Annotated in this window: 10 protein-coding genes and 1 pseudogene; 2 read left to right on the top strand and 9 right to left on the bottom strand. The window is 50.6% G+C overall.

The window, feature by feature from the left end:
- The 9 genes and pseudogenes from KP705_RS14765 to KP705_RS14725 all read right to left on the bottom strand — a co-directional run.
- Positions 1-697, bottom strand: a pseudogene (locus tag KP705_RS14765) (transposase); the annotation flags it as partial.
- A gap of 145 nt (positions 698-842) precedes the next feature.
- Positions 843-1,676, bottom strand: coding sequence for a hypothetical protein (locus tag KP705_RS14760; RefSeq protein ID WP_211497594.1), 834 nt, complete (start codon positions 1,674-1,676; stop codon positions 843-845).
- Between the two features lie 12 nt (positions 1,677-1,688).
- Entirely contained in the window at positions 1,689-3,014 is a 1,326-nt protein-coding gene (locus tag KP705_RS14755) for a lipopolysaccharide biosynthesis protein (protein WP_211497593.1), read from the bottom strand.
- Positions 3,011-3,811: a dTMP kinase gene (locus KP705_RS14750; protein WP_211497592.1), complete on the bottom strand. Its 801-nt coding sequence runs from the start codon at positions 3,809-3,811 to the stop codon at positions 3,011-3,013. The genes KP705_RS14755 and KP705_RS14750 overlap by 4 nt, the downstream gene beginning before the upstream one ends.
- Complete coding sequence (locus KP705_RS14745; protein ID WP_252348413.1) at positions 3,808-4,644, bottom strand: nucleoside triphosphate hydrolase; 837 nt, start codon at positions 4,642-4,644, stop codon at positions 3,808-3,810. Before KP705_RS14745 ends, KP705_RS14750 begins: the two co-directional genes overlap by 4 nt.
- Positions 4,645-4,686: 42 nt before the next feature.
- Positions 4,687-4,941: a hypothetical protein gene (locus KP705_RS14740; protein ID WP_211497590.1), complete on the bottom strand. Its 255-nt coding sequence runs from the start codon at positions 4,939-4,941 to the stop codon at positions 4,687-4,689.
- A 4-nt stretch (positions 4,942-4,945) separates the two neighbouring features.
- Entirely contained in the window at positions 4,946-6,469 is a 1,524-nt protein-coding gene (locus tag KP705_RS14735) for an efflux transporter outer membrane subunit (protein ID WP_215764721.1), read from the bottom strand.
- Between the two features lie 2 nt (positions 6,470-6,471).
- Complete coding sequence (locus KP705_RS14730) at positions 6,472-7,383, bottom strand: HlyD family secretion protein (RefSeq protein WP_215764720.1); 912 nt, start codon at positions 7,381-7,383, stop codon at positions 6,472-6,474.
- A 12-nt stretch (positions 7,384-7,395) separates the two neighbouring features.
- The gene (locus KP705_RS14725) at positions 7,396-7,590 is read right to left on the bottom strand and encodes a DUF1656 domain-containing protein (RefSeq protein ID WP_211499656.1); all 195 of its coding nucleotides are present in this window, start codon (positions 7,588-7,590) and stop codon (positions 7,396-7,398) included.
- A 173-nt stretch (positions 7,591-7,763) separates the two neighbouring features.
- Between KP705_RS14725 and KP705_RS14720 the strand changes: the two genes are divergently transcribed.
- Complete coding sequence (locus KP705_RS14720; protein WP_211499657.1) at positions 7,764-8,273, top strand: MarR family winged helix-turn-helix transcriptional regulator; 510 nt, start codon at positions 7,764-7,766, stop codon at positions 8,271-8,273.
- Positions 8,270-10,273, top strand: coding sequence for an FUSC family protein (locus KP705_RS14715; RefSeq protein WP_015074839.1), 2,004 nt, complete (start codon positions 8,270-8,272; stop codon positions 10,271-10,273). Before KP705_RS14720 ends, KP705_RS14715 begins: the two co-directional genes overlap by 4 nt.
- Positions 10,274-10,329 lie beyond the last annotated feature (56 nt).

Here is a 10,329-nt window from a genome sequence, read left to right as displayed (position 1 = left end):
ACGTGGGGTTTGTAGCCAAAGAATGGGATAGCGAGATCACTCGACGGCATGGTTCCATCGTCCTGCCGCTTCGCTTTCGTGAACTTCAGCGTCCAGCGCGCATGGCGATCCTTGTGCGACAGCTTTGACGGCTTGTCCTGCCAGTCTTCRGGAATACGGCCTGCTCGCAGATCCGCTTTCTCTGCATTGGTGTTCCGCTGCTTCGGAGCCGCTACCAGCGTGGCATCCAGGATCTGGCCTGACATCGGCAAATACCCGGCGTTACGCAGGGTCGCWTCAAASCGGTTRAACAGCCCATCGATCGCACYCGCCTGKGTCAGGCGTTCACGGARCAGCCAGACCGTTTTGGAATCGGGCACCCGATCTGAAAGTCCCAGCCCAAGGAAACGCATAAAGGCACCCGATCTGAAAGTCCCAGCCCAAGGAAACGCATAAAGGAGAGGCGATCGTTGATCAGATATTCCGTCCGCTCATCAGACAAATTGTTGAGCGTCTGGATCACCAGGATCTTGAACATCAGCACAGGATCAAATGGCGGTCGTCCGCCCTTGCTTCCATCGGAATACGCCAGGGCCTTGTCCAGATCAGGACGGAACGCTTCAAAATCCACAGTCCGGGAAAACGCTTCGAGCTGATCGCCAAGCCCACTCAGCCGGGCAAGACGCTCTTCAACATCAAAGAAACCAGACTGCTTCATATCGCCATTCCCTCAATCAACGCAGAAGAAATAGAATCATACAGAAGACCTCAAAACCAGGGGGTTTTTAGAACCCTCCACCTGTGACTACAATAAACCACTTCTCAATGAAAAAGTCTTTCCACAAAGGGGAAGTTATAAAAAATTACCTGTTTCCAGATATTAAATAAATAATTCTATTTGAGATATTCCTATCTAAATTAAAAATATCTTCTTTATAAGAACTTGGTTTGGAAATATTTTTTTCTACAAGGCGATCGTGATAATTGCCCATTTCTCCGTTGATATCAGCAAGATAGAGCGAGATTTTATCGAGATAATCGCTAGAATGAAGAACCCGGAATGTATCATTGAAAGCAACACGACGGCTGATGATCTTTCTCAAATCATGAAAGTCATGTGCGGTAATTTTTTCCTTTCTAACGATACTGTCGATTTTCGCGTTTTCCCTTTGATGGTAAGCAATCATATTTTTGTTGCTGTCCGGTAGAAAGCTTCGCATCTGAAATCGAACAAGTGCATAGAACGCTGGAAGTATTGTCAGGAATAAAATCGTCCCGAAAATTCTGGTTCGTGCTATTTGCCGATTTTTAAAGGCATCCTGCATATGCCCCATTAAACTGGTGACTAAATTGAGAGACCACGGATACCGATGGCGTCGATCAAAATTTGCACATGCAAAGCGCAGATGTTTGAAGCGTGCGCGTACATATTTGAAATGCTGGCGCTGTTCAACAGACTCTATACCACCTTTTAAAAGGATATTGAGCACCAGAAAACGAAAGCGCTTTACGTCAACCCCGTCGTTTAAAAGTTGCCAGCAAATCCTGTATCCCGAAACACTCAAGTCTTCTGGATATTGAAAATAATCCCCATCGGGATACTTGGCCCCCGGGGAAGGAATATCGTCCTCCAGAATATTTTGAAACAATCGATCCAAAAAAATGTGATCATAAGGGGGATTTTTGAGATTAATCATAAGAAATTTTTCTTATACGTGACTGTGTGACGTGGGAATCTTCTGCCGCTGCCGAAAGCCCATTATTGCAAACGCAGCACAGAAAAGATGCAGGCTACAAATTCCGATTACATACGCCCATGCTGCGCCCCGAAGGCCAGAATGCGGCAACAGAAAAACGAGAAGGATGAGGTAGAGAAGAACCGATACAATTTGAGAGAGCAGAACTTTATGGGCGCGGCCAGCCATATATAGCAGGGATTCCAAGGGGAATGCGCCCATAGAAATGATCAGTGCCGGCGCCATAATCATCATGACATCTGCTGCGCTGCGATAGTGATGGCCAAATAGTCCGATCAAAGGGCGTCCTCCCAACCACACGATACATGTCAGGGCCGCACCAATGGCTGCGGATAATCCGCCTGTTTTAAGGGCCAGGCGCCAGGGATGTGTACTGCCCGGATCCAATCGCATAATTTCCGGATAGAACCCTTTCTCCAGAAAACGTGCCGGTTTGACAGCGGACTCTAGAAGGGTTGTTGCAATCTTGTAACGTCCAGCCTGTACTGCCCCCAGAAAATCACCAACAATCAGGTTCCCGACGGGTGACCAGCAGGCATCAAGAGTCGTATTCAGGTTGGTCAGCCAGACAAATTTCCAGACACCGGGAAGTCTTTTTGGGGCTTGCAAAAGGCTTGGCCTCAACGCGTTTATTATATTTTTTCTACGGAGTTCGCGGACGGACAGTCCCCATAAAACCAGATCTCCGATCAGATCAGCCATATACCATGTGATCAGAAAAGAGACGAACGCTCCTCCTGTCACCCAGCTGATCAGTGCCCCCAGCCCTCTCAGGGCTGGCGTAATAATCTGTTGTCTGGAAATCAGGTCAAATCGATCAAACAGTCTTAGAATTCCCGTCGGAGCCGCAGCCGTCATGGTCGGTATAAGGGTGCAATAGAATATCGCATCAAAGCGATACGCTGGCTCGATACCGCAAAACTGTCCAAAGAAGACCAAAGCAATAACGCCCGTCAGCGCGCCAAGAAAACCTGAGGCCATATCAAGCGCAATGGCAAACCGGATCGCGTCCTGTGGGGGCGCTTCATCCCCCAGCTCGAGCGGGCGCGCTCCAAATTTCAGGATCATTTGCCAGCTTTGGAATTTTGTAAGTGCGCCTACACCAATTGCAAAGGTGTGGATCAGTGTCAGCGTTCCAAACTGAGCCGGTGTTAAGGTCCGACTGGCGCAGATCAGCGCGCACAAACTGATGAGCGCCCCTAGAATTTTCGCAGTACCCAGTGATCCCGCATTTTTAAGAATGCTCCGAAACACCTGATCAGAATTTTTGAAAATCATGAGGATTGGACAGTATATCCTGTCTCTATATGCGAAAAATGACTTGCGAAAAACGGCTGTATTTCGTGCACGACCTGCGTCCAGACGGTCTGAAATGGGGCAGAGGCATCAATACTGACCATCCGGGCTCCACCAAATCTTAGCTGTTTCATGATTTCGGATTTGATCTGCAGAAGCTCTAGATCGTGATCCGGTTTCCGCTGATGAGCAATCTGCGGTGAGACATCCAGATGGATAATCAGGTCAGGATGGTGCTCCGCCATTCGCCGGTACAGGCTTGCCTCAGATTTCCTGAGCCATGCGACAAAGAAATTGCCTGGCTGTGCGGCAGACAGCCCAGGCCCGTCACATGTTCCGGCAATTTCAGCTTGTGGATAGCGATCCGTCACAACAGTCAGGCCAGCACGGAGCGCATTTTGCATCTTCAGGTGATTAAAGTAACGCTTTAGCGAGAAGGCATAAACAACAAGCGCTGTCAGGGAGCCGGGGATTTTTTCTCCATGTGTCCGTGTTGTTTTGGCTTTTTTACTGAGTTTTTTTTCCAGCATGTGACCGATGACAGGCAATTGCCCGATACGGCGTCCTAAATCTCCGGATCCAAGGCCCAGATAAACATAGGTTGTTGGACGATCCTGGGCCAGTTCGACGCTGAGCCGGGACGTTAATGTCGTTTTTCCACTGCCATCAGAGCCAACAAAAGCAATCAGTTTCCCGCGATATCGAGGAATACGCAGAATATTTTTTGCTGGAACCTGTAGGGAGGCCGGATGACGAGAACAATCTGTAAGGACGGTCATAACGCCGATATCCTGTGTTCAGGTGATGCTTTCCGAAGGATCGGGGCGATTGCGATTTTTGCCTGCTCAAGAATGCTTTCCAGAGGATCTGCGGAATTGAGGTCCAGCACTGGTGAGCCTGGAAATATCAGGCGGGGAACATCGTTGATTTTTCGTTCCAGAGAAGCTGGACGGTGATCGGGTTTGCGGATCAGGGCTGTCGGGAGATCAACATGCAGGCGAATGACCAGATCCGGAGGATAGTCTGCCATCCAGTCATAGATCTTCTGCTCAATTCGGGTTAGCCAACGAGCCATCCAACTCCGAGGCTGACGGGCCACAAGTCCCGGCCCATCCATGGGCCCCGGAATACTGGCCTGTGGATAGCGATCTGTCACAATGGCATAGCCTCGGATACGCCAGAAACGCATTTTCAAAAAGCGGGCTAGGCGACGCATGGAGAGCGTAAAAATGACGATGGATGTGAAGGCTCCAGAGCCTTTCTCTGTCCGGACAGAAGACGACTTTCGCACAATTTTCTGATCCACCCATTTTCCCAAAACTGGAATTCTGGCAATCCAGCGCCCCAAGTTTCCAGTCTGTTTTCCAAGGTGGCAAAGGCGGGTTGGATATTGTTCAGACATCCATGCCAGCAGCGCGGAACCGACCGTCGATTTTCCGCTCCCATCTGCGCCTACGACCGCAATTAATGGAGCAGCAGGGCGCACTGGAAACTGTCGGCTACCGAACACCATGAGCAGAATGTATCCTTGTAAGGAGCGGAAAACGGTCTCAAGTCGATTCCGGAAACTGGGTAGTTTATGGTAAATTGTAATATGAATTTCAAGACTCATGACCGAACCGTTCGGTTTTTTCGATCTTGCAAAAACAGCCTCTCAGGATCCGCTGAGATACTCCTGCTTTGAAAACAGTCTTGCGTAAGACGGGGAAATATTTTCCGCAGCTTCAAATTTTTCGATAGTCGACAGCTTCCAGATTTTAATTTTTCCATTTCCAATGGACCCGGCAGGTTTTGGAAATGCCTCGTGACTCTCCATATATTTTTCAAGCTTTGTAAGTGACCACGCCCATCGTCTTATTAAGTCAGATTTCGTGAGGTATTCGGGTGAAGGCGTTGAGATCTTGTCCATAAGATTACTCCGTGAAAGCACGCGCCAGAGCGTTCTGCTTCCCTATTTCGACCGGCAGCCGCGTATCTGTGAGCTGGCGCCCCTGCCAGCCAGCCCCCATGGCTGTATAAAGTGCAATAGCATCGCGCAGACGCGCCGTGCGCCCGACAACGGCCTGATCCTGTGCGGTCAGAGCCGTCTGCTCMGTSGTCAGGACATTCAGATACCCTGTCAGACCAGCCCCAAACAGCTTCTGAGCCCTGTCACGGGCCAGACCGGAATCCCTGGCAGCGTCTTCAAGCTGGCTGACCAGTTCATCGTCATGCCGCCAGTCGCCCAGTGCGTCTTCAACGTCCTCGAATGCCTTGAGCACTGTCTTGCGATACACCAATCGGCTGGCTTCTGCTTCTGCACGGGCCTGAGCAATCTCGGCGGTATAGCGACCACCATGAATGACAGGCAAAGACGCCATCATCATGAAGCTCCAGGCCATACCGCCCATCTGGAACGCCTGATAAGCCGCCGAGGCATTCGGGTTGAACGTCAGCGGGATCATGAACTTTGGATAGAGGTTCGCGACCGCTACACCCACCTGTGCGGTATCAGCAGCATAATGAGCCTCTGCCGCACGAATATCCGGACGATTGGCCAGAACAATCGACGGCAGGGACGCAGGAAATGTCGGAACCGTTGGCAGCGGTTTGCGAACATCCAGCTCCTCTTCCAGCTTGCCGGGCATTTCACCCAGAAGCACGGAAATGGCATGGATCAGTTGCTCTTCCTGAGAATGAAGAGGGGCAAGACGCGAGCGTTCGAGATGCTCTTCGGTCTGCGCCTGTGCCACAGCCAGTGTATTGCCGAGACCGTGCGTGTACAGTTTTTCCGTCAATTCCCGCGAGCGCTGTGCCACATCGATGCTGTGCTCCGTAACGGCCAACCGCTCCTGCACGCCACGGAGTGACACATAATCCGACGCCAGTTCAGACAGCAGCGAAACCAGAATGGCGCGACGGTTTTCAATGGACTCTTCAACCAGCCGCTTGCGCTCTTCCACCTGACGGGAAATATGCCCGAACAGGTCAATTTCCCAGCTTGCACGCGCACCATAGGTTAAAATCGAGGCGTCCGGTCTATTGACCGGATTACCGTTGGCATCCAGAGATCCCGGACGGACCGGCCAGTTATCGACATTGATGGAGTGACGGTCATCGCCACCGCCCATAGCTGCATCAAGCTGCGGATACCACGCTGCCTGAGCCTGCCGACGGACAGCGCGCTCGGACACGATATGCTGRGASGCAATCTGAAGGTCGTAGTTCCCTTTGATAGCCTGCTCGACCAGTTCGTTCAGCATGGGATCGTGGAATTGCGCCCACCAGTCCTTCATGTCCGCTTCCGTGCGGGCAATCTCAGCTGCCGTCACTGAATGGGGCTGCTCTACGAAAGAGTCAGGCACCTTGATCCTGTCTGGCTTGAAATTCGGTCCGACGGTGCAGGCCGTCAGCGACAGACAGGTGCTAAGCGCGAGGGTAAGGAGTTTGCGGGACATGATCAAAGATGATTCTGCAGCCAGGTGGTCAGCTTGCCACGGGCGCCAGGCGTTTCGCGGCCGATCGTGACAGTCGCGGTCATACCGGCCGCGAGAGTGATTTCTGGTGGAACGTTATCCAGTTCCAGACGAACCGGAATACGCTGCGCAAGGCGGACCCACGTGAAAATCGGGTTCACGTCTGGCAGACCAAGACGGTCTGACACGCCATTACGGTCATTAATACCACGACCAATACTGACGACGTGGGCAGGCAGGATCTGCTTGTATCCCATCAGCTTCACACGGGCTTCGTCACCGACATGCACGCCATGCATCTTGGTTTCTTCAAAGTATCCGTTGATCCAGTAACTGTGCGCGTCAATGACAGCCAGACCGGGCTGACCAGCATGAGCATAATCACCAACCCGAAGATTCAGGTTGGTAATGTAACCGTCAACCGGTGAATAAACCGTCGAACGTTGAAGATTGAGCACGGCCGTATTCAATTCGGCCTTCGCTGCATTCACCTTGGCGCGCTGTGTCTCAACATTTGAGTTGAAGTCTTCCTGCTCTTCCGCAGAAACAATGCCACCCAGTCCCATACGGCGCTTGGCGTCCGAAGAGCGGAGCTTCAGATCTTCGTCTGCGCCTGCAAGACGGGCGCGGGCCGCGTCGATATCAAGGCGGAAGCGGACGGGATCGAGAACGAAAAGCGGATCACCGCGATGGACAAACTGGTTATCCACGACGGGGACGGAAACAACGGTTCCGGAAACTTCAGGGGCTGCATCTACGACGTACACACGGACCCGACCATCGCGCGTCCATGGTGCGAGAACGTAAATGTCCCACATGGTCCGACCGAGGCCAATGGCCATCGCCAGGACAATCAGAGTCAGCAGAACGCGGATCACACTGCGGGTCCAATTCATAGCCGACCCCTCCTAGACGTAAAGGATGAGTAGACAGAGAACACAGACATAGAGCGCTATTTCAAAGAGGGCGACGTGCCAGAACCAGGTCAGAGCACCGGTCCGCCACAGAATGCTTCTCAACAGCAATGTCACGAACACTGCTGCAACGGCGTAAATTGAGAGGGGTGCGACAAAGACGCCGAAGAGATTGACTTCCGTAAGCATTAGCTCCCCCTTTCCATCGATGAAATATTGCCAGCGTGTTGGTTCACGTCTCACTCATCACACGTCAGCCCCACCAGAACGCCTGAGCCGACAAGATTAAAAAATTTTCCAAACTTGCCCAAAACAAGCTGAAATCTATTTCCTTGGCTTCGTTTGTCATATAAAAAGGTTACATGTCAACAGATGATATGGACTCGGAAATGTCGAAATCTTTTACGGCCGCCTGCCTGGACCAGACGCGCTACCATGATATTTCCTTGACGTTCCACGTCATGCGTCTGGCGACCTTATGGCGCACGCATCTTGACCGGGTTTTGCGACCCAATGGCCTGACGCTGGCGACCATGCGTCCCATGGCCTATCTGATGATCTCGAAAACGCCGCTGACGCAAAGCGATCTCGCTTCTTTGATTGGGGTCGATCGATCCGCTCTGGTCCGTCTGCTTGATGTTCTGGAAGGAGAGGGTCTGGTTATTCGCCAGACGGACACGCAGGACCGACGCCTTAAGATGGTTCTTCTGACCTCTGAGGGTAGGAAACAGTGCAGGCTTTTTCATCGCCTGGCTGCTGACCTGGAAGCAGAACTGACAACCGGATTGTCCATGAGCCAGAAGCTGACCCTGACAAAAGATCTGGATATGATGGAAGCGCTTCTCTCTACTGATCATGGCGCGTCTGTATGACGACCATCGTTCGGAAGAGGCTTTGGTCTCCACAATCATTCTGGTTTTCAGAAGCACGATGGAGCGGGTTTTTAAAAACCACTGCTTTTGCCGTTCGTGTCTGTCTGTCAGTCGGCTTGGCTTTACTGGTAGCATTTGTTGTACAGTTGGACTCTCCGATGAGCACTGTGACAACTGTGGTGATTGTCGCACATCCCATGGTTGGTGCACTCGTTTCCAAAAGCCTTTGGCGCGTTTTGGGAACAGTGTTCGGAGCGGGCTTGAGTGTGGCCATTATGGGCTGTTTTGTTCAGTCCGCCTGGCTTTATTTCGTGGCCTTGGCTCTCATCGTTGGATTAGCCTGCATGACCGCCAGTCTTCTGAGACTGTATCGGGCTTATGCCGCTGTTCTGACGGGATATACAATCATCATTGTCGCATTTTCGTCATTCTCTCATCCTGAGAGCGTCTTCATGTCTGCGATGATGAGATTATCTGACGTGGTCATCGGCGTAGTGAGTACGGCTGTTATTTTTTTGGCGACGTCTCCACGTCGAAGCCAACCCGTTCACAGGGCATTAAATGACGCTTTTCTAGCGGTTCTGGAACACGCAAAATCTTTTCATAGCAGTCTTACGGCTCTCTCTGTCGCTGACGGTTCAGATTTCAGAACGCTTCCTGTTGCACTCTATGATAGCCGTCAGGCCGTATTGAAGAAAATAACGGCTCTGACGCCATTGCTGGAATATGCAGCGTCAGATAATCCCGAAATCAAAGACCATCTTTCAAGCTATAAAATGGCGGTCAATCAAATGGCCGGTGTGATTGCGGGTTATCATCCTCACTGGAGCAACCTGCACCAACCCCATACCCGGTTTTACGAGATCCACGCCTACGCAACACGCATGCTAAAAAACGTGATCGACGGTATAAGAAATCCGTCATGGCGGAACGATCCGGAATCAATATTAAAAACACTCGACCAAGGTATTCAGTCTCTAGAGATATTTGAAGCAGAAGAAATGCTTACAGCCGCCAGCCTTGCGTCTGTGCATAATGTGAAAAATCTTTTGTTGGCATTACGTCGCATCATCGAGGAACTCACAGAGAAAAAAAATCGGGTTCCAATGCGCGTATCTCCTTATCTGGAATGGCCGACAGCGCTCCGTAATGGAGCCAGAGGCATCCTGATCACGCTGCTTGCGACATTCATCTGGTATGTAACAGCGTGGCCGAATGGTCCTATGATGATGATGTATGTCATTGCAGCATCCAGCCTGCTTTCTACGGTGCCCTCAGCATCGAAGGCTAGTATGGCTATGGCAATAGGAACTGTGCTGAGCATACCTGCGACATGGATCTATCATGTTTATGTTCTGCCACTTATTAGCGGATACTGCTTGCTCTGGCTGAGTTTAAGTTTTTTTCTTTTGCCGGGAATTTGGCTACAGTTTCATCCAAAATACAGCATTGGCGCTTTCGGATATGCTGTCTTTTTTGCAATACAGTCTCTCGTAACCAATGAAATGGTTTATGATGATATCGCCTTAACAAATACCTGGATGGCCATTATTTGTGGTGCCGTTCTTCTGGTGCTCGTATTTCGGGTCTTTCTTCCTCCAAATCATGAATCTGATGCCAACGCGATTATGAGATCACTACGCAGAAGTGTAAATTTGTTAGCGACATCGTCGTCTCATCATTTACCTTTTGCAGAACAGTGGCAGGGAGATCAAATCCAGAAACTATCGCGATTGGCATTGAAACTGTCATTCCTGAGCCAGAAAGACCGTGCTCGGGACGTCCTGGATCGCGCCTTTTCTTTAGTTTCGCTCGGTAAGCTCATTCTGGAATTACGTCAAAATGCAGAAAATCCGTTCGAGAAAAAAGCCGTACGGATGTTTCTACAAGATGCCATCATAAGACGTCAGGAAATAACCTACGAAGCTTTTGGAAATCGAACCCTGTCAAGTGGTATCGAACAAATACAGTTTATTTTAAAAAATCTTCAGGAGATATAACGTGTCTATCAAATACTGGAGCATTTTATCTTTTGCCTTGGTATCATCATCATGTT

This window comes from Gluconobacter sp. P1D12_c (genome assembly GCF_018812105.1).
GTDB classification, from domain to species: domain Bacteria; phylum Pseudomonadota; class Alphaproteobacteria; order Acetobacterales; family Acetobacteraceae; genus Gluconobacter; species Gluconobacter oxydans_A.
This window is presented reverse-complemented; position numbering and strand designations above follow the sequence as displayed.

What these genes read in the sequence shown, in the direction of transcription:
- KP705_RS14720 (WP_211499657.1), top strand. Translation starts at nt 7,764, where the DNA reads ATGTCAACAGATGATATGGACTCGGAAATGTCGAAATCTTTTACGGCC.
- KP705_RS14750 (WP_211497592.1), bottom strand. Translation starts at nt 3,811, where the DNA reads ATGACCGTCCTTACAGATTGTTCTCGTCATCCGGCCTCCCTACAGGTT.
- KP705_RS14755 (WP_211497593.1), bottom strand. Translation starts at nt 3,014, where the DNA reads ATGATTTTCAAAAATTCTGATCAGGTGTTTCGGAGCATTCTTAAAAAT.
- KP705_RS14740 (WP_211497590.1), bottom strand. Translation starts at nt 4,941, where the DNA reads ATGGACAAGATCTCAACGCCTTCACCCGAATACCTCACGAAATCTGAC.
- KP705_RS14725 (WP_211499656.1), bottom strand. Translation starts at nt 7,590, where the DNA reads ATGCTTACGGAAGTCAATCTCTTCGGCGTCTTTGTCGCACCCCTCTCA.
- KP705_RS14715 (WP_015074839.1), top strand. Translation starts at nt 8,270, where the DNA reads ATGACGACCATCGTTCGGAAGAGGCTTTGGTCTCCACAATCATTCTGG.
- KP705_RS14730 (WP_215764720.1), bottom strand. Translation starts at nt 7,383, where the DNA reads ATGAATTGGACCCGCAGTGTGATCCGCGTTCTGCTGACTCTGATTGTC.
- KP705_RS14760 (WP_211497594.1), bottom strand. Translation starts at nt 1,676, where the DNA reads ATGATTAATCTCAAAAATCCCCCTTATGATCACATTTTTTTGGATCGA.
- KP705_RS14745 (WP_252348413.1), bottom strand. Translation starts at nt 4,644, where the DNA reads ATGAGTCTTGAAATTCATATTACAATTTACCATAAACTACCCAGTTTC.